This is a genomic window from Staphylococcus sp. HMSC14C01 (assembly GCF_001808085.1).
In the GTDB taxonomy this organism is placed as follows: domain Bacteria; phylum Bacillota; class Bacilli; order Staphylococcales; family Staphylococcaceae; genus Staphylococcus; species Staphylococcus hominis.
The window spans coordinates 39,850-58,506 of the sequence record NZ_KV792018.1; the positions used below are offsets into that span (position 1 = coordinate 39,850).

Below are 18,657 nucleotides of genomic sequence, written 5' to 3' on the forward strand. Positions count from 1 at the left end.
AATTTAAAAATTAAGGGTGAATAAATCAATGACAAAAACTTATATTTTTGGACATCAAAATCCGGATACAGATGCAATATCTTCAGCTATTATCATGGCTGATTTTGAACAACAAACTGGAAATTCTGAAGCAACTCCTTATCGCTTAGGTGAAGTGAGTGCTGAAACAAAATATGCATTAGATCATTTTAAAGTTGATGCACCAACTTTATTAAATGATGATTTAGAAGGTCAAGACGTTATCTTAGTTGACCACAATGAATTCCAACAAAGTGCTGAAACTATTGCTAAAGCGAATATTGTGAATGTCGTAGATCATCATAGAATTGCGAACTTTGAAACAGCAGGTCCTTTATACTATCGTGCAGAACCTGTAGGTTGTACTGCTACAATTCTTTATAAAATGTATAAAGAACGTAACTTTAAGATTAAACCTGAAATTGCTGGATTAATGATTTCAGCTATTATTTCAGATAGTTTATTATTTAAATCTCCAACATGTACTGAAGAAGATGTAAATACTGCTAAAGCATTAAAAGACATTGCTAATGTCGATTTAGATGAATATGGTTTAGAAATGTTGAAAGCAGGTGCTTCAACAACTGATAAATCTGCTGAAGAGTTATTAAATATGGATGCTAAATCATTTAATATGGGAGATTATGTTACTCGTATTGCTCAAGTCAATACTGTAGATATTGATGAAGTCTTAAATCGTAAAGATGAATTGGAAAAAGCAATGTTAGAAACAAGTGCAAACGAAAAATATGATTTATTTGTATTAGTTGTCACTGATATTATTAACAGTGATTCTAAAATTTTAGTTGTCGGGGCTGAAAAGGATAAAGTTGGTCAAGCCTTCAATGTTCAATTAGATGATGGTATGGCTTTCTTATCAGGTGTAGTTTCTCGTAAAAAACAAGTTGTACCTCAAATCACTGAAATTTTAACTAAATAATTCATATTTTAATTCATATATAATAAGGCTGAGATAGTAGGTTACTTAACTCTCAGCCTTTTTTTAATTTATTTTAATCATTCATTCAAATGTTTTAACCTTGGATACATTTAACTAAAATTATATAGTCAATCACACCTATAACGGTATTGGGATTGACTGTACAGGAGGTACTACAATTGAATTTAATAGAAAAACAATTTCAAGAAAGTAAACAGTTTTTTAAAACACATCAAACTAAAGATATCAAATTTCGTAAACAACAATTAAAACTATTAAGTAAAAGTATTAAAGACCATGAAACAGAATTATTAGAGTCGTTAAAAATAGACTTAGGGAAAGGTTCAGTAGAAGCGTATGCTACTGAAATTGGTATACTTTTAAAAAGTATAAAAACAGCTCGTAAAGAATTAAAAAACTGGGCTAAAACTAAGCAAGTAGATACACCCCTATTTATGTTTCCATCAAAGAGTTATATTAAGCCTGAGCCTTATGGGACAATATTAATTATCGGTCCCTTTAATTATCCTGTACAACTTTTATTCGAACCTCTTATTGGTGCTATAGCAGCTGGTAATAACGCCATCATTAAACCTTCTGAACTTACTCCTCATGTTGCACAAGTAGTGCGAAAAGTGATTGAGGATGTATTTACAAGCGATTTTGTAGCTGTCGTTGAAGGTGGCGTTGAAGAAACTCAAACATTAATCAATCTTCCATTTGATTATATATTCTTTACTGGTAGCGAAAATGTAGGTCGAATTGTTTACGAAGCAGCAAGTAAAAATTTAGTTCCTGTCACACTTGAACTTGGTGGTAAATCACCAGTGATTGTAGATGAAACTGCTAATATTAAAGTAGCAAGTGATCGTATTAGCTTTGGTAAATTCACCAATGCTGGTCAAACTTGTGTAGCACCAGATTACATTTTAGTGAATAGAAAAGTTAAAAATGAATTAATTCAATCATTTAAACAATCTATTGAAGAATTCTATGGCAAAAATATTCAAAATAGTCCTGATTTTGGACGTATTGTTAATACAAAACATTTCAATCGACTTTCTGAATTATTAGCAATACATCGTAATGAAGTGATTTTTGGTGGGCATACGGATGAAAATGAACAATATATCGAACCTACAATTTTAGACGGTATTACTCCACAATCTAAAATTATGGAAGAAGAAATTTTTGGTCCATTATTACCCATCATCGTCTACGATGATTTTAATGAAGCGATAGATATTATTCAAAGTAAATCTAAACCTCTAAGCTTATATTTATTTAGTGAAGATGAAAATACAACGAACTGTGTGCTAGAAGAATTGTCATTTGGTGGCGGTGCAATCAATGACACTTTAATGCATTTAGCTAACCCAAATTTACCCTTTGGTGGCGTAGGTGCTTCAGGAATTGGCGAATATCATGGCAAATATTCATTTGATACATTTAGTCATATGAAATCATATATTTTTAAATCTACTCGACTAGATTCGAGTATTATCTATCCCCCTTATAAAGGTAAATTCAAATATATTAGAACATTTTTCAAAAACTTATAAAAAAATCCCTATAATGGCTCACTTTACAAGTGTTTACATTATAGGGTATTTTTTATCTATAACGATGAATTCAAGAAATCAACAAATACACCTTCAGGTGCGGTATACTGATTGTCAGTAGCAATCAACATACCACTATTTGTATCACGTCTAAATACTGTTAGCGCGTAATTTCCTTCTTGATGTGCACATACAAGGTATTCATCTGACTCAGTAATATTAAAATCTCTTGGAAATTCTCCCCCGCTTTTTACTATTTCAACCGGGTTAATTCCTTTTCCATCATCAACTACTGTAAATATCGCTATACTATCATGTCCGCGATTACTAATATATAGATTTTGTTGATCATGAGATAGTCTCACAGCTGCTAATTTAGTTTCTCCAGTGAAATCTTCAGGAATCGTTAAATGACGTTCAATTTCTTCAAATTTTCCATCATGATATTGTACAACGCTTACTCTATTAGATAACTCATGAACAACATACGCGTATGTCCCATTATTATGGAATTCAATATGACGCGGTCCATCTTCAGCATGGAATTTTGATACTGCATGTTCTTTAAACCCTTCAACTCCGAATGTATATGTTACAATTTTATCTGCACCTAAATCAGTCACAGCTACATATTTATGGTCAGGGGTTTCTCTAATAAAATGAATATGATTATGATCTTGACGCTCATGTGTTCCAGTTGGATAACTATGTTCTAACTCTTCAATTAATTTTACCACTTCGCCTGTCTCTGGATTAAGTTGATATATACGTGCTATTCCAGCAGTATAAACCGCTTCGAATAAGAAGTTATGATCACTAGAAACAGAAATATAACACCCTGTTCCATTCTCTGAAGCTAAACATTTATTAATGAGTGTAAGCTGTCCATTCTCGTCTTTTTTAAATGCAGCCACACCACATGCCTCATTCTCTTTAGTAATTGCATACAAAAATTGTTCAGTTTGAGCAAGATAAGTCGATGCTTCGATATCATATCCTGTATCTACTGATTGTATTTCTCCATTATCTTCATTAAGTTCGAATATATAAATACCCTTACCTTCTTTTTTTGTATAAGACCCCACATAACCTTTGGTTGTCATTTTAATACCTCCATTATATTCAATATTATTAACATTTATACTAGCCAATTGTATTTATTTAAGAGTAATAAAAAAAACCAGTAACTTCAAATGAAATTACTGGTATATGGTACATCGTTGCATTAAGCATTATTGCTTTCAATATCAGATACGATTTCTTTTGTTTTTCTTTCGATATCTTCAAAGTCTTTTTTGAAAATAAAGCCAAATACTACTACTACTACACCAACAACTAGTGCTGTAATAGCTGTAAAGCTTAATAAGAATTTAAATAAACCTTTAATGAAATCCCACATTTATGTTTCACCCCTGTACTTAAAATAAATACGTTTACATTAAATCATTTTAACATAGTTAACGTTATGATTAAATACATACCTTTTTATATATTATTTCAAACCTAAAATTAAAGATTTTTAAAAAATCAAATATTTTTTCTTTATTTATAATGAATGACATTTGTCTTATTTACACAGTGAATTACTATCATATATAAATAAACATTATAAGACTTTAAATTTAATATAAATTATTGTTCAATATAAATAATAAAACAAATGATAGGAGGATTTTTCATGCAAGAAGTTAAGTCAGATATTATGACCTTTCGCGGATCACATTTTGATTTAGGTATCAAAACTGCTCAGTGGTTAAAACAGACGCCCTTACTAGAAAATAGAGAACGTGAATGGAAGAAGCGTATACCTCGTTTTGACATTGATGTTAATGAAACATATAGCATTTTCCAAACGTATGCACCAGAAATCTGGGAAGAATTATTAGGAATGCAAGAGATATTAAATTTACCGACTAAACAAATGATTTTAAATTTCGGTCACTATCGTTTTACTGATTTAAATGAAAGTGGATGTACAGTTTTTCAAGGTAAAGATTATATGGTTCGTAATTATGACTATCATCCTGCTACATATGATGGCAGATATCTTCTTTATCAACCAAATGATGGTGGACTCGCGCAAATAGGACCAACCTCTAGAGTAACTGGTCGTATGGATGGTATGAATGAAGCAGGTCTTGTGATGGGATATAATTTTATGCACCGTAAGCATCCTGCAAATGGATTTGTATGTTATATGGTAGGACGACTTGTCTTAGAATATTGTAAAGATGTAAAAGAAGCAATTCAATTTCTAAAAGAGTTACCCCATAGAAGTTCATTTAGTTATATTTTAATGGATAAGCATTTAAATCATGCAATTGTTGAAATTACGCCACGCTCATTTGATGTTAGATATGATAAAGTTTGTACTAATCACTTTGAAATATTAACACATGAAAATCGTAACTATACCAAAGAATCTAAAGAACGTCTTGCTCGCACAATTAGTCAAACTTCAGAAGATATAGATAAATATACTGCGTTTAAACTTTTTAATGATCCTAAATATAATATTTATAGTAAGTTATTTAAAAGTTGGTCAGGAACGATTCATACATCAATGTATGAACCTAAGCATTTAAAAGCTTGGATGACATTAGGTGAGAACAGACCCCCTCTATCTATCGACTTTCAATCATGGTTAGATGGTCAAGAACTTGACGTACTAGAATTTACTGGAAAGCTAGATACTGATTTAACATTTGCTACGCATTAATGAAAAAAGATTAGATAAACGTTTTAAAATTTAATTAGTCAACGTTTTATCTAATCTTTTTCATTCTATTTAATATTTATATCACCTTTAACGTTATAACACTCTATAATATTATAACTCTTACCTACTTTGCTATCTTTAAAATAAGGATTCTTGATATTATTGTCACCCATTCCTGGATGTAGTTTTAACAAGGTGTCTTTAGGCTTGGTTTTATAATCAATGTTTATATCACCTTTTTTACTTGAGCTCTTCATATCAATTTGACTTGGCATGTTTTTAAAGTCAAGCTTTCCTTCATTTGTAATGAATAACCCATTTTTCAAGGTACAATGATTAACCACAATATTAGAATTTATTACTTTAAATTGACTATTTTTAATATCACTATTTTTAATATTAATTGTTCCATGATCGCTATAATAATCAATATGATCAAGTTTAGCTTCTTTGATATTTAAATTTTCTCCGTCTTTTCTAATTCTAGCTTTTTTGATATCTATGTTATTAATATTTAATTTTCCTAATTTAGCATCAATATTTAATTGTTTTAATTTATCAGGTGGAATGGTTATATGTATGTTAAACTTGCTTCTTTTAAAAGGGTTTAAATTAAAACTATATCCTCTTTTAGAAGAACGTGATTCTTTTACATTTAAGCTGTCTTTTTGAGTGTTCACTTTTATACTATTGTCCCCGTAATATTTCACTCTAAATGAAGAACCTTGAGTAATAGTGATATCAGAACTATAACTATCTATATTCAATTTGGAGATAGATGATTGATGAAACGTTTCATTATATTTCAATCGTTTATAAATATCTTTATCATGAACAAACCATACCAACGTTGCTGCTAGAAAAAAAACAACAAATATAACTAATCCACTTATTGTTAACTTTTTCATCACTGGATTCTTCCTTTAATTATTTTTATATACCATGATAAATATTTTAAAACAAGTTTATATAAATTCTGAACAATTTTTATTATTGCAACGAACACTAATATACCTATACCAGCATAAGAAATACTATAAAGAAAATTACTTAAAGAGTCAGGAGTACCTTTAAGAATACTAATAATAATTAATAAGATAGGTAAACAAATAAGCACAATTGAAATGACGAAAACAAAGGCTAGAAATATTAAGAATATTATAATTGGGATAACAATTAAGAAGAAAGAAATAACGCCCAAACTTAATGATGCCATAATAGCTTTTACAATATTACGAAAGTTAGGTGTAACTTTAGCATGTGAAATTGCTTCTTTAGCTTTTATTTCTTTTCCAATAGTATAAGGATTTTTCAAATCATCTAATATTTGAGCATCTGTCTTGCCTTTTGTTTCTTGATTATAAAAGATATCTTCATATTCATTCATAACTTTATCTTTTTCTTTACGTGGTAAATCATCAAGTTCCGTTTCCAGTTCATTCAAAAAAGTAATTTTATCCATTTCTCTTTCACATACTTTCTTAAAACATAAATTTATTTTTATTAACTATCAACGACTAAAGAATTCAATTCGCTTAACAATATTATCTTTATATAAAATTGATAATTTCATGTGATGATCTTTATCAAGATACACTAAAGCATCATAACCTTTACCTACCTTATCTTTGTCATAGTTATAACCTAGATTATCTATAACAGCATCGATTGGGTCACCTATATGAACATCAAAATTTGTGTTAACAAAAGTATCTTTAACTAAGATAATTCCTTTAATTTTGTGATGTTTTTTCTTGACTTTTATTGTTAAATTTTTATATTTATTATGATTATAAAAAACATACCTATCTAATTTCACATGCTTATTTAAACTATATTCTGAGTTATCAAACGTTTCATTAAGCTTTAAATGATTAATTTCTACATCACTTAAATCAACCGTTTTTTCATTTTTATAAATTGTCAATCCTAGTACAACTAATAAAGAAATGACAATAAATAAAATTGAGATAACCCATCTATTTTGAATATGCAATAGGACCACCACTTATATACTTATTTTTTTTAATATATCATAACTATGATTATATTCAAAAAATATTAAAGTACCTTTCAATGCAAATAAAACTGGCGACAAAAATTGAACGTATCGTCGCCAGTTTTATTAAAAAGTTATTAATTTAAATGTCTCGTTTAGCAGCATAAAGTACATCAGCGATAAATAAAATAACAATAGATGCAATAGAAATGAACCATTGCCAATTCGTAAATTTAATACTACCTGATGATGATTTTTCTGTTAAGTAACTAAAAGGTATATATTTGAGTGATTTTTGAATATTATCGCCCCATTCAGGGATTAAGCCTAAAAATGGTTGTAAAAATGGTACGATAAACACTAAAAAGATACCTAATGTAAAAATGACTGCTGGTTTTTGGACAATTAAAGTAATTAAGAATAATAATAGTCCAAAAAATAGTAAGAAGATAAGATAGAACCAAATATTCGTTAGGAATTTATCTCCATTTAAATTTTTACCATCTGTAAAAGTCTGAATAACTAAAAGTGTAACATACGTGATAAGTGTAAATATGAACGAAAAAATAATAATCGAAATCGTTTTCGCTATCACATAACCTACTCTATTTTTCACTTTATTCATATAAAGTTGAATCGTTCCTTGAGAGTAGTCACGTGTAATTGTTTTAATAACAACGAGTAAACCAAAGAATAGAAACATCCAATTTGCCATTGGTAATATCATTGAATAATCGACTTTATCATTATTTTTTGCTAATAGTACAGTCATTGCTGTGATGATACCCCAGATACATATAAGCGCGATATATGTTAAATAACTTTTAAAAAAACTTAATATATCATATTTAACTAATTGTAAACTCTTCATCTAATGGTCACCTCTTTGATTAATATTAAAGTACGTATCTCGAAGCGAATTTTTACGTGTTTCAATATATTTAGGATACACATTAATATGTGCGAGCGCTTTAAGCAATGTTCGATAATCTCGTTCTGCTTTAATAAGAATTTCTCCATTTTGTTTATAAGAATGAATAACATTAAAATGTTCTTGTAAATAATTTAGCGCTTGATCAAAATCATCATTGTCCAACGTAATAGAGGTACTTTCTTCTGCACTACCATCTTTCATATTGACATCTTGAACGAAATGTCCATCTCTTAAAAAGACAGCTCTATCACAAATCAATTCGATGTCTTCTAATTTATGACTTGAAATAAGAATTTTCATATTTAATTCATTTACTAAAGATTGTATCGTTTCTAGAACATCGATTGAGCCATCTGGATCCATACCATTCGTAGGTTCATCCAAAATAAGATATTTTGGTTTGTTCATTAATGATACGGCAATCGCTAATTTTTGTTTCATACCCATTGAATATTTTTTAACTTTTTTCTTAATATAGGGACGCATACCAAAAGCATCTATAATTTTATCTGAATATACTTTATCAAATCCTTGACCAAGCACCTGAGCAAAGAGTCTTAAATTATAAAGCCCTGTTTTATTATCATAAAGTTTTGGATGTTCAATGAGATAGCCAATATTTTCATCATCTTTTAAATTAACTTTACCTTTGTAATTAATAATATTTCCATTCATCACTTTCATCAGTGTAGTTTTACCTACACCGTTTTTACCAATGAGTCCTACAATTTTGCTATCTCCAAAATCAAAATCTATATTGTCTAAAACATTATGATTACCGTATGTTTTAGTAATATTTTCTAATTTCATAAAAGTCCTCCTTTTTTCTAGCGACGATTAATACGTGCTATTTGAATAAAATAATTTATAACTAGCCAAATCACACTTATAATAACTAATCCAATACTTAAATATTTATTAAATACATTTGGATCAAGTGCATTATGAAAAATGAATAAATTAATAGTCAAAAAGATAAATGCAATTGCCATCGGTATAGCAAGTACCATTAAAATAATATAAACAGTGTAAGAAATATATTCTCTTTTTCTTTCTGTACTTTTACTAAAGGCAATAGGAATGCTAAATAAATTTACACTTAAAAATGAAAGTGCTGTTGAATAACGCAACTCATTTACCTGAATATTTGTTGATTGAAAATTATATAATCCAATAATCAATGTTCCTAAAATCGTTAATATAATACATGTCAGATAATTTGCATTAAGCAATTCTTTCTTAGTTATTGGTAAGCTTTCATAAAAAAGATACGACTCTTTTCCACCTAATCGTCTATGTACTCTAAATAATTGTCCTGAATCTAAAATGCTTATAATCATTAATGTAATGGCAAGTGGAGTATATACAACGAAACCATAGCTTGTTTTTGAAAAAAATAGAGTATAAATAGGATTAATAACAATAAGCACTAAATAAATGATAAGTGTCCAACGTCTTAACTTAAAATTTCTTATTATTAGTTGCTTCATGCCATCAACCCATTTCTATTTTGAGTTTCAACATCATTAGTTTCTTTCATTTTCTCAAGGTAAATCATTAATTCTTCAATCGTTGGATGTTTTATTTCAACTTGTTTTCCAAATAGTTCCTTAAATGCTTGACCATGTTTTGTAAAACCAACATAACCTGTCTGCTTTTCTTCTTTATATAAAAGGAGTTGATTTAATTCATCATCTAAATCTTTGTTATCACCTTTTACGATAAAATATTTCTCTTTTATATCATCACAATAGCCTTCAAGTACAAGATTGCCTGTTTTTATATATACAAGATAATCTGCTATTTTTTCTAAGTCTGAAATAATATGAGTCGAAATAAAAACCGTTTTATTTTCATCTATTAATTCTTGTTGCAATATTTCTAGAACTTCATTTCTTACAATTGGATCTAAACCTGCTGTTGGTTCATCCAATATAAATAACTCAGCGTGATGACTTAAAGCAATGGCTAAAGATAACTTCATTTTCATTCCACTAGAGAAATGCTTAATTTTAAGATGACTTGGTATATTGAATCGCTCTAAATACTGATGGAATATATGACTATCCCACTTAGAATAAAAAGGAGAAATCATATTTTCTAGTTTTTTTATATTCCATTGTTGGTTGAAATACATTTCTGAGTAAACAAAACCAATTTTATTTTTAATCCATTTTGCCGACTCTTTCATTTGTCGTCCTAAGATTTTAATTTCTCCAGTATTAGGTTCAAGCAAATCCATCATTAATCGAATCATTGTTGTCTTGCCAGCACCATTACTCCCAATAAAGCCCGTAACAAACCCTTGAGGAATACTGAATGAAAGATCTTTGATTTGGAAAGTTTTAGTGTTATAACTTACGTGTTTAACTTCAATCGCTTTCATTCATCTTCCTCCTCGTAAATTAAAGCTAAAACTTCATTTAATTCTTTTAGAGGCATACCAATTGTTTTTGCTTCTTTTACCATGGAACGTGCAAGATGTTCAATTACAAAAAATTGTTTTTCTTTTAAAATTGAACTGTCTTGTTCTTTTACGAATGTTCCTTTACCTCTTATTGTTGTGACAAACCCTTCTTTTTCCAAATCTTCATAGGCACGCTTTGTTGTAATTAAACTGACTTGCAAATCTTTCGCCAGTTCCCTCATAGATGGTAAGTGACTTCCAGCTTCAACGTAACCTTTTAATATATTTTCTTTAATTTGTTGTTTAATTTGTTCATAAATGGGCTGTTCACTGGTGTTTTTTAGAATAACTTTCATTTATGTCCCCCTTTACAACTGTATATAAATAATATATACAGTATATACAGATTTGTAAAGTGAAATAATAAAAATAAGATAAAATCAGTATTCTTAAGACATAAGTTGTATATACACTATAAACATAGTTAAACAAAAAAACTATGATACAGTATTACAGTGGTAATTGCATCATAGTTTTCATATGTTACTTTTTATTTTTACGTCTGTCATTGCTACGATTAATAAATGCACATATCATAAACATAATGGCAGCCAATAATAACTTTATACCTTGACTTTCATGTCCAGTGGCTTGTAGATAATATCCAATGACAAACAAAACAATAGCTAAACCTACAAAAATTTTTGTTAGGTGTTTCATCATTTTTAGTCACCTCATTATAATAATTATATCAAATTTTTTATTTTATATGCATTAATCATTTATTTAATTAAAATTGAATTGTATATGCTCTATGTTAAGATAGTGTTATATCCACAAATTACATTACACACCCCTTAACTTGCCACATCAAGTTAAGGGGTTTTTGTGTAAGGTCATCTTATTTATTTTTCCACTTAGTTTCTAACCAAACTCGAAATATAATAAGCATACTCCCTGTTATAAGTGTGACTAAACCTTCTAATAACCACGACATTACACTACACCTCCACAAAGTAAAGTGTCATATCTCATGATGACCTATATATATTTTAACACACAAACAGAACATATGTTCCGTTTGTGAATAAAACACTTCTCTGATTTATTTTTTATTAGAAAACTTTATATTTTGTTTAATTCAAGATAATATATAATGTGAATAACAATTTAAAGCGAGGTTATGAAAATGAATCCTTTAGCACAACATTTAAACGATCAACTAGTCGATGACAGTCCTGAAATATTAAGCATGTTATCGAGATTAGGTCAATCTATGTTTTATCCCAAAGGTATTCTGTCTCAGTCTGCAGAAGCCAAATCAACAAAATACAATGCAACAATTGGTATGGCAACTAATGATAAAGGAAAAATGTATGCAGACACATTATTTGATGTCTACAATCATCTTTCTCCGGATGAGATTTTCCCATATGCTCCGCCACAAGGAATTGAAACTTTAAGAGATTTATGGCAACAAAAAATGTTAAAAGAAAATCCTAGTTTAAAAGCTTCATCTATAAGCCGTCCAATCGTGACGAATGCATTAACACATGGTTTATCTTTAGTTGCTGACTTATTTGTAAATGATGAAGATACAATTTTATTACCAACACATAACTGGGGAAACTATAAACTTATTTTTAATACAAGACATAATGCAAATATTGAAACTTATGCTATTTTCGATCAAGATGGACATTATACAACAAATTCACTTGTATCTACTTTAGATAATTTTAAACAAGATAAAGCAATTATTATCTTAAATTATCCTAATAATCCAACAGGCTATACACCTACTCAAGAAGAAGTTCATACAATTGTCTCAGCAATTGAACGCTTAGCAGAAAAAGGAACTAAGGTGATTACAGTCGTAGATGATGCATACTATGGTTTATTTTATGAAGATGTCTATACACAATCTATTTTTACTGCAATTACTCAATTAGATTCAAAAAACATTCTACCGATACGCCTTGACGGTGCAACTAAAGAATTTTTTGCTTGGGGTTTACGTGTTGGCTTCCTTACATTTGGATTAAATAATCAAAAAGCTAAAGACGTATTAGAGGCTAAAGTTAAAGGATTAATTAGAAGTAATATTTCAAGTGGAGCAATGCCTTCTCAAAGTGCAATTAAATATATACTAGAGAACCATGAACAATTTGATAAAGAAATACAAGCTAATGTAAAAACACTACAAGAGCGTTATGAAGTAACAAAAGAAGTAGTTTATGATGAAAAATATAAACAACATTGGCAAGCATATGATTTTAACTCTGGATATTTTATGGCACTTAAAGTAATCGGTGTTAACCCTGAAGAACTTCGTGTTCATTTAATCGATAAATACTCAATTGGTATTATTGCACTTAATGATACAGATATTCGTATTGCTTTTAGTTGTGTTGAAAAAAACGATATTCCACATGTTTTTGATTCTATTGCTAAAGCAATTGATGACTTAAAATAACATAAAAGTATAATAGCGAGAGACCTAACCAGGAAGGCTCTCGCTATTTTTTAATGACTTGTAATAAAATCTAATAATTTAAACATTACTTCTTTATTCTCTTTTGGTACTTCTTGGTTAAGAATCTGTTCTGACGTTTGATTTAATACGGAATCAACCGCGTATGAAGCATCATTCATGACAATCTCTTTTATATCATGAGCATCTGGTTCAAAATGAAATTGTAGTCCAATAATATTATTATTCAAAATAAATCCTTGATTTTTTAAATATTGACTTGAAAATAATAATTGTGCATTTTTAGGTATATAAAATGTTTCTTCATGCCAATGTAATGCCATCAATACTTTTGGAATATTAGGAATGATCGGTGACTCAAGATAAACTTTATCCCAACCGACTTCTTTTACTGGAGATTTTCCTACAGTATATCCTAGTGCTTTAGTAATTTGTTGAGCGCCAAAACATATACCAAATATTGGCTTATTTTGCTGTATTAAATTGCGAATTAATTCTCTTTCTTCAAAAATCCATTTATCCTCATTATTAGGACTCATGGGTCCTCCTAAAATAATAAGTAAATCTGTTTCTTTAACATTGGGAATGATACCGCCATTAAAATAAGGATGATAAATATATAATTCATGGTGATGCTCGGTAGCCCAATCTCTGATAACTCCAGGACCTTCATTAGGGGTATGTTGTAAAATATTAATCCTCATTGTTGATTCTCCTTTAAAAGTCAATGTTTATTTATATCTTTGCTATCATTATACTTCGAAACACTTAAAATAAATATCATAAAAATTATATAATTTTTATATTTAAAAACTTTTATAAGCAATCCAATATATATAAAGAATCTAAGACAATCATTTTTTGCCATAGACTCCAATATAAAACTCATACTTTTCTATTCCCTATTAAGTCACTATAGTATTTAATAGGGTTCATTCCATCTTTCCATGTAGTATAAATCAGTGTTCCACCTTGTTTTTTGAATTTTTCATTACTAGCACCACGTTCAAATGAAGACGCTAGTTCAATATTCATATTAGGATTAACATTTAATAAATTTGCATACTATTTAGCCCACACATCACCTTTAACTGGATTATTTTGAATTAACTAATCAATATTTCAGTACAGATTCACTCTATAATCAAAACCGTCAGAAAATTAAATAACAACATAAATATAAAAAGCAAGAATTCTTTTATCACTATATTAATCTATATTATTATTTTGATTATTAAATTTAGCATTTTTATTTATTATCTTTTTCTTTTTTTCAATTTGTATATTAAATAAAATTGTTGAAAATCAAAAGATGTAAAATTTCGACAAGTTTTATGTAAAAAATATTTAAATTATATTTAAAGATATCAGTGAAGCTAAACAAATAATTAAAGAATATGTCCATTTTTTTAATATAAAAAACTAACATTAAAAATGGCTGATTTTGCATAAAACAAAACCAACCATATCTTTTAATTATTTACTTGTCTATTTGACAAAGCACACTTCAAAATGAACTTATCAGTCTTTTTATTATATTTCCTAAATTTCTATAACTAAATTATGACCAGTAAAAACACAAAACATTGATATATCAACATTTATAGGCGTTTTTACATCATACCTGGCATACCGCCCATTGCAGCATTATCATTACTTTCAGGCTCTGGGATATTTGCAACTACCGCTTCAGTAGTTAAGAACATTGCAGCAACACTTGCAGCGTGTTGTAAAGCTGAACGTGTTACCTTAGTAGGATCTACAATACCTTCTTCAAGCATATTCACCCACTCGTTTGTAGCAGCATTGAATCCGACACCTGCATCAGCATGTTTAAGTCTTTCAACAATAACTGAACCTTCTAATCCAGCATTTTCAGCAATTTGACGTACTGGTGCTGATAAAGCTTTAAGTACAATATTAACACCTGTCGCAACATCGCCTTCCGCTTCTATTTTTTCAACTTTATTATAGATATTAACTAATGCTGTACCGCCACCTGCAACAATACCTTCTTCAACTGCAGCGCGTGTAGAATTTAACGCATCTTCAATACGTAATTTACGTTCTTTTAATTCTGTTTCAGAAGCAGCACCTACTTTTATCACTGCTACGCCACCAGCTAATTTAGCAAGACGTTCTTGTAATTTTTCTCTATCAAAGTCTGAATCAGTTTCTTCAATTTGTGCTTTGATTTGACTTACACGTGCATCAATACTGTTATCGTCTCCATCACCATCAACAACAGTTGTATTATCTTTTGTTACTTCTACTTTATTTGCAGTACCTAACATATCAATAGAAGCATCTTTTAATTCTAATCCTAAATCATCTGTAATCACTGTTGCGCCAGTCAATATTGCTAAATCTTCTAACATTGCTTTACGACGATCACCAAAGCCAGGTGCTTTAACAGCTACAGCAGTGAATGTTCCTCTCATGCGGTTTAATACAATATTTGTTAATGCATCACCTTCGACTTCATCTGCCACAATTAAGATTGGTCGACTTGATTGAACAACTTGTTCTAATAAAGGTAGTATATCTTGGAATGATGAAATTTTCTTATCTGTAACTAAAATATATGGTCTTTCTAATTCCGCAATCATTTTATCAGAATCTGTTACCATATATGGAGATTGATAACCTCTATCAAATTGCATACCTTCTACAACTTCTAATTCCGTATCAAGTCCATTAGATTCTTCAATTGTAATAACACCGTCATTACCTACTTTATCCATTGCTTCAGAAATATATTTACCAATTTCTTCATCAGCAGCAGAAATTGCACCTACTTGTGCGATTTCATTTTTATTTTCAACTTTTTGAGAAATGTCATGTAATGCTTCAACTGCTACTCTGACTGCTTTATCAATGCCTTCACGTAAACCAACTGGATTTGCACCACTTGTTACGTTTTTCAAACCTTCTTGAATCATTGCTTGTGCTAATACTGTAGCAGTTGTAGTACCATCACCAGCAATTTCATTTGTTTTATTTGCTACTTCTTGAACTAACTTAGCACCCATATTTTCATATGGATCTTCTAATTCAATTTCTTTGGCAATTGTTACACCATCGTTTGTAATTAAAGGTGCAACATATTCTTTATCTAATACAACATTTCGACCTTTAGGACCAATTGTTACTTTAACAGCGTTTGCTAATTTATCCACACCACGTAACATTGCTTGTCGTGCATCTTCTGAAAATTTAAGATCTTTAGCCATTTATACAACCTCCATTAATATTAATCCTGTTTTTCGACAATTTTATATAGTTATTTTTACTTTTCTATAATTGCTAATATATCTTCTACATTTAAAATTAAATAAGTTTCTTCTCCACGTTTAATCTCTGATCCAGCATATTCTTGAAATACTACTGAATCACCTTCTTTTACTTCGGGAGCAACTGTCTCACCATTATCAAGAAGACGTCCGCTGCCTACCGCAACTACAACACCTTCGTTAGATTTTTCTTTTGCGCTATCAGTTAAAACGATTCCACTTTTAGTTGTTTCTTCTTGTTCTTTTCTTTCGATAATCACACGGTTTCCTAATGGTTTAAGCATGATTGTTCCTCCTTAGCAGGGTCTATTTAGCACTTTAATATAATGAGTGCTAACCTAATTTTTATAATAATCAAATTTGGTCAATATTTCAAGTAAAAACATTCTCTTACTTTTGTACATCTGAGTTTTTTACGATAAAATAAGAATTATTGATATTTAATCTGGAGGTTTCAAATGGCAAGAATTTGGGTGGCAATACTAACATTATTTATATACGCTTTAGCACAATTTTTACCCTTAGTTCTAGCACAGACGCCTATATTTAATCGTTTATCAGGTATGGCTTTAGCTAGGGCTGGAGTGTATACTCAAGTTATCTTATTTATACTTGCAGCAATTTTAATCATCTTTCTTCATTTCAAAATTAAGAATCCTACAAACTTAGAGCAAGAACATAAAGAATCAAAACGTTATATTATCCCATGGGCTGTACTTGGCTTTTTCATAGTTATGTTATATCAAGTTATTGTAGGTGTGATTAACATATGGATTTTCGGTCAACCACAACAAAGTCCAAATACTCAACGAATAATGGCTGTAGCAAAACAACTCCCTATTTTTATTATATTAATTTCTGTTGTAGGCCCTATTTTAGAAGAATATGTATTTAGAAAAGTGTTCTTTGGTGAACTATATGATCGAATTAAAGGAAATAGAATCATTGCCTTCTTAATTGCTTCTATCGTAAGTTCTTTACTTTTTGCATTAGCTCATAATGATATTAAATTTATTCTTATTTATTTTGGTATGGGGATGATACTTTCATTAGCTTATACTTTAACAAAACGAATTTCTGTTCCGATACTTATTCATATGTTTCAAAATGGCTTCGTTGTAGTAATGCAAATTTTCCTTGGCGATTCATTAAATCATTTAAAACAACAAACTCAATTTATTATTCATTTGTGTAACTAGCACATAATTTATCTTAATAAATAAAAGCATCGAATGCTCTAGACATTTGATGCTTTTACTTTTTTTTCGTTTTTAACTTTTGATATACATAAATTATCATTACAGTGGAAGATATTAAAATTAAAGTAGGAATCAGTATCATATTCAAAGTTTTTATATATGATTTTGATTCTGTTTTTTTATGAGAAGAAGTAATGACTTTTTTGTGTTGTTCTTCTTCCACTTCATCCTTATGAATTGTTTTTGGCTTTTTTAAATCAGGCATAGAGCCAATGTCATTTGTAATTAATGATAAAACTTGCTCATCTAAATTTTTATAATATTCTTTAGCATTAAGTGGATTAAAATATTGAAATCTAAAGTATTGAGAATCCTCTTGTAATATATTTAGATTTTGATTATCAAATTTTTGTTTCTTAATTAAATGATTAAAATCTTTATTTGTTATTTTTTCACCATTATCATCTAAATGATTAACCTTATTAATAATATAAGGGTTGTACTTATAAGCACCTTTTGCATATTGATTAAACCTATTTAAGATATTTTCTGAAAATCTTGACTCTATTTGATATATATTTGGATAAGTGGATTCTTTTCTTCTATCACTTTGAAAATATAGATTATTTTGCTTTAAATGTGTTGGTTCAAAGTTATTATGATTGTTTTCAACTAGTTGTCGTGAAAATAATTGGTTAAACATTGTTTTTGAAACACTATTTTGAGACTTACCCTTTTGATAATTAGTGTTTGAGTAAACATTGGATGAAGTATTATCGTTATATGGTTGTATGATTTGATTTTGTTTCGACTTCATTGATTTAGACCTTACATTTTGATGTTCTTCTTGCTTAAAAATAGTTGAATCCTCATTTTTATAATTTTTACTTTTTTGTGCTGTTTTATATTTAGTATGATTTTTTTCTTTAGAAGATGACGTATTATTTTTATGAATATGTTCTATTCCACTCTTTTGTTGATTCTTATCATTAACTTTTTCTTTTTTTAGTTCTTCAAGGCTATTAGTTTCGTCGCTTTCTTTTCGTGATTCTTCTGCTGTTGATTTTTCTGTGCTATTAGTCTCGTCGCTTT

The 18,657-nt window shown here is 29.1% G+C and carries 20 protein-coding genes and 1 pseudogene; 5 read left to right on the forward strand and 16 right to left on the reverse strand.

Annotated elements, in window-relative coordinates:
- The first annotated feature begins 28 nt into the window (after window positions 1-28).
- Entirely contained in the window at window positions 29-958 is a 930-nt protein-coding gene (locus tag HMPREF3131_RS02235) for a manganese-dependent inorganic pyrophosphatase (RefSeq protein WP_069723709.1), read from the forward strand.
- A 179-nt stretch (window positions 959-1,137) separates the two neighbouring features.
- Entirely contained in the window at window positions 1,138-2,520 is a 1,383-nt protein-coding gene (locus HMPREF3131_RS02240; protein WP_048761664.1) for an aldehyde dehydrogenase, read from the forward strand.
- A 56-nt stretch (window positions 2,521-2,576) separates the two neighbouring features.
- On the opposite strand, the gene HMPREF3131_RS02245 is transcribed toward HMPREF3131_RS02240, so the two are convergent.
- Both HMPREF3131_RS02245 and HMPREF3131_RS11150 read right to left on the reverse strand, forming a co-directional pair.
- Window positions 2,577-3,623 carry a 6-phosphogluconolactonase gene (locus HMPREF3131_RS02245; protein WP_070436419.1) on the reverse strand — a complete coding sequence of 349 codons (1,047 nt, stop codon included), beginning with the start codon at window positions 3,621-3,623 and terminating at the stop codon, window positions 2,577-2,579.
- A gap of 122 nt (window positions 3,624-3,745) precedes the next feature.
- Window positions 3,746-3,919 carry a hypothetical protein gene (locus HMPREF3131_RS11150; RefSeq protein ID WP_002450085.1) on the reverse strand — a complete coding sequence of 58 codons (174 nt, stop codon included), beginning with the start codon at window positions 3,917-3,919 and terminating at the stop codon, window positions 3,746-3,748.
- 279 nt (window positions 3,920-4,198) lie between these two features.
- Between HMPREF3131_RS11150 and HMPREF3131_RS02250 the strand changes: the two genes are divergently transcribed.
- Window positions 4,199-5,239, forward strand: coding sequence for a C45 family autoproteolytic acyltransferase/hydrolase (locus tag HMPREF3131_RS02250; protein WP_070436420.1), 1,041 nt, complete (start codon window positions 4,199-4,201; stop codon window positions 5,237-5,239).
- Between the two features lie 65 nt (window positions 5,240-5,304).
- Here the strand turns inward: HMPREF3131_RS02250 and HMPREF3131_RS02255 are convergent, their stop codons facing one another.
- From HMPREF3131_RS02255 to HMPREF3131_RS02295, 9 genes are all read right to left on the reverse strand, one after another.
- The gene (locus tag HMPREF3131_RS02255; RefSeq protein ID WP_070436421.1) at window positions 5,305-6,147 is read right to left on the reverse strand and encodes a DUF4097 family beta strand repeat-containing protein; all 843 of its coding nucleotides are present in this window, start codon (window positions 6,145-6,147) and stop codon (window positions 5,305-5,307) included.
- Complete coding sequence (locus HMPREF3131_RS02260; RefSeq protein WP_017175261.1) at window positions 6,147-6,701, reverse strand: HAAS signaling domain-containing protein; 555 nt, start codon at window positions 6,699-6,701, stop codon at window positions 6,147-6,149. Before HMPREF3131_RS02260 ends, HMPREF3131_RS02255 begins: the two co-directional genes overlap by 1 nt.
- 48 nt (window positions 6,702-6,749) lie before the next feature.
- Window positions 6,750-7,235 carry a hypothetical protein gene (locus tag HMPREF3131_RS02265; protein ID WP_019835506.1) on the reverse strand — a complete coding sequence of 162 codons (486 nt, stop codon included), beginning with the start codon at window positions 7,233-7,235 and terminating at the stop codon, window positions 6,750-6,752.
- A 145-nt stretch (window positions 7,236-7,380) separates the two neighbouring features.
- A complete protein-coding gene (locus tag HMPREF3131_RS02270) occupies window positions 7,381-8,109 on the reverse strand; it encodes a phenol-soluble modulin export ABC transporter permease subunit PmtD (RefSeq protein ID WP_017175262.1) in 729 nt (242 codons plus the stop codon).
- Window positions 8,110-8,982, reverse strand: a complete 873-nt coding sequence (locus tag HMPREF3131_RS02275; protein WP_070436422.1) for a phenol-soluble modulin export ABC transporter ATP-binding protein PmtC — start codon at window positions 8,980-8,982, stop codon at window positions 8,110-8,112.
- A gap of 17 nt (window positions 8,983-8,999) precedes the next feature.
- The gene (locus tag HMPREF3131_RS02280) at window positions 9,000-9,662 is read right to left on the reverse strand and encodes a phenol-soluble modulin export ABC transporter permease subunit PmtB (protein ID WP_070436423.1); all 663 of its coding nucleotides are present in this window, start codon (window positions 9,660-9,662) and stop codon (window positions 9,000-9,002) included.
- Window positions 9,659-10,558 carry a phenol-soluble modulin export ABC transporter ATP-binding protein PmtA gene (locus tag HMPREF3131_RS02285; protein WP_070436424.1) on the reverse strand — a complete coding sequence of 300 codons (900 nt, stop codon included), beginning with the start codon at window positions 10,556-10,558 and terminating at the stop codon, window positions 9,659-9,661. Before HMPREF3131_RS02285 ends, HMPREF3131_RS02280 begins: the two co-directional genes overlap by 4 nt.
- Window positions 10,555-10,935: a PSM export ABC transporter transcriptional regulator PmtR gene (locus HMPREF3131_RS02290; protein ID WP_002450053.1), complete on the reverse strand. Its 381-nt coding sequence runs from the start codon at window positions 10,933-10,935 to the stop codon at window positions 10,555-10,557. The genes HMPREF3131_RS02285 and HMPREF3131_RS02290 overlap by 4 nt, the downstream gene beginning before the upstream one ends.
- Before the next feature lie 187 nt (window positions 10,936-11,122).
- Entirely contained in the window at window positions 11,123-11,299 is a 177-nt protein-coding gene (locus HMPREF3131_RS02295) for an SE1626 family protein (protein WP_002455099.1), read from the reverse strand.
- A 469-nt stretch (window positions 11,300-11,768) separates the two neighbouring features.
- Between HMPREF3131_RS02295 and HMPREF3131_RS02300 the strand changes: the two genes are divergently transcribed.
- Window positions 11,769-13,055 carry an aminotransferase class I/II-fold pyridoxal phosphate-dependent enzyme gene (locus tag HMPREF3131_RS02300; protein ID WP_017175267.1) on the forward strand — a complete coding sequence of 429 codons (1,287 nt, stop codon included), beginning with the start codon at window positions 11,769-11,771 and terminating at the stop codon, window positions 13,053-13,055.
- A 50-nt stretch (window positions 13,056-13,105) separates the two neighbouring features.
- Here HMPREF3131_RS02300 and HMPREF3131_RS02305 read toward each other — a convergent pair whose 3' ends face one another.
- The 4 genes and pseudogenes from HMPREF3131_RS02305 to groES form a co-directional block, all read right to left on the reverse strand.
- Entirely contained in the window at window positions 13,106-13,777 is a 672-nt protein-coding gene (locus HMPREF3131_RS02305; protein ID WP_048678809.1) for a type 1 glutamine amidotransferase, read from the reverse strand.
- A gap of 181 nt (window positions 13,778-13,958) precedes the next feature.
- Window positions 13,959-14,168: pseudogene (locus tag HMPREF3131_RS02310) on the reverse strand (hypothetical protein); the annotation flags it as partial.
- 518 nt (window positions 14,169-14,686) lie between these two features.
- A complete protein-coding gene (groL, locus tag HMPREF3131_RS02315; RefSeq protein WP_017175271.1) occupies window positions 14,687-16,306 on the reverse strand; it encodes a chaperonin GroEL in 1,620 nt (539 codons plus the stop codon).
- A gap of 56 nt (window positions 16,307-16,362) precedes the next feature.
- Window positions 16,363-16,650: a co-chaperone GroES gene (gene groES / locus HMPREF3131_RS02320; protein ID WP_017175272.1), complete on the reverse strand. Its 288-nt coding sequence runs from the start codon at window positions 16,648-16,650 to the stop codon at window positions 16,363-16,365.
- A gap of 174 nt (window positions 16,651-16,824) precedes the next feature.
- On the opposite strand from groES, the gene mroQ reads away from it, so the two are divergent.
- Window positions 16,825-17,565: an intramembrane glutamic endopeptidase MroQ gene (gene mroQ / locus HMPREF3131_RS02325; RefSeq protein WP_037541691.1), complete on the forward strand. Its 741-nt coding sequence runs from the start codon at window positions 16,825-16,827 to the stop codon at window positions 17,563-17,565.
- 55 nt (window positions 17,566-17,620) lie between these two features.
- Here mroQ and HMPREF3131_RS02330 read toward each other — a convergent pair.
- Window positions 17,621-18,657, reverse strand: a 1,037-nt coding sequence (locus tag HMPREF3131_RS02330) for an SdrH family protein (protein ID WP_070436425.1), incomplete at its 5' end; no start/stop codon positions are given.

Coding starts and splice junctions, on each gene's coding strand:
- HMPREF3131_RS02295 (WP_002455099.1), bottom strand. CDS start 11,299: ATGAAACACCTAACAAAAATTTTTGTAGGTTTAGCTATTGTTTTGTTT.
- HMPREF3131_RS02235 (WP_069723709.1), top strand. CDS start 29: ATGACAAAAACTTATATTTTTGGACATCAAAATCCGGATACAGATGCA.
- HMPREF3131_RS02305 (WP_048678809.1), bottom strand. CDS start 13,777: ATGAGGATTAATATTTTACAACATACCCCTAATGAAGGTCCTGGAGTT.
- HMPREF3131_RS02300 (WP_017175267.1), top strand. CDS start 11,769: ATGAATCCTTTAGCACAACATTTAAACGATCAACTAGTCGATGACAGT.
- HMPREF3131_RS02275 (WP_070436422.1), bottom strand. CDS start 8,982: ATGAAATTAGAAAATATTACTAAAACATACGGTAATCATAATGTTTTA.
- HMPREF3131_RS02250 (WP_070436420.1), top strand. CDS start 4,199: ATGCAAGAAGTTAAGTCAGATATTATGACCTTTCGCGGATCACATTTT.
- HMPREF3131_RS02290 (WP_002450053.1), bottom strand. CDS start 10,935: ATGAAAGTTATTCTAAAAAACACCAGTGAACAGCCCATTTATGAACAA.
- HMPREF3131_RS02270 (WP_017175262.1), bottom strand. CDS start 8,109: ATGAAGAGTTTACAATTAGTTAAATATGATATATTAAGTTTTTTTAAA.
- HMPREF3131_RS02260 (WP_017175261.1), bottom strand. CDS start 6,701: ATGGATAAAATTACTTTTTTGAATGAACTGGAAACGGAACTTGATGAT.
- HMPREF3131_RS02255 (WP_070436421.1), bottom strand. CDS start 6,147: ATGAAAAAGTTAACAATAAGTGGATTAGTTATATTTGTTGTTTTTTTT.
- HMPREF3131_RS02280 (WP_070436423.1), bottom strand. CDS start 9,662: ATGAAGCAACTAATAATAAGAAATTTTAAGTTAAGACGTTGGACACTT.
- groES (WP_017175272.1), bottom strand. CDS start 16,650: ATGCTTAAACCATTAGGAAACCGTGTGATTATCGAAAGAAAAGAACAA.
- HMPREF3131_RS11150 (WP_002450085.1), bottom strand. CDS start 3,919: ATGTGGGATTTCATTAAAGGTTTATTTAAATTCTTATTAAGCTTTACA.
- HMPREF3131_RS02245 (WP_070436419.1), bottom strand. CDS start 3,623: ATGACAACCAAAGGTTATGTGGGGTCTTATACAAAAAAAGAAGGTAAG.
- HMPREF3131_RS02285 (WP_070436424.1), bottom strand. CDS start 10,558: ATGAAAGCGATTGAAGTTAAACACGTAAGTTATAACACTAAAACTTTC.
- groL (WP_017175271.1), bottom strand. CDS start 16,306: ATGGCTAAAGATCTTAAATTTTCAGAAGATGCACGACAAGCAATGTTA.
- mroQ (WP_037541691.1), top strand. CDS start 16,825: ATGGCAAGAATTTGGGTGGCAATACTAACATTATTTATATACGCTTTA.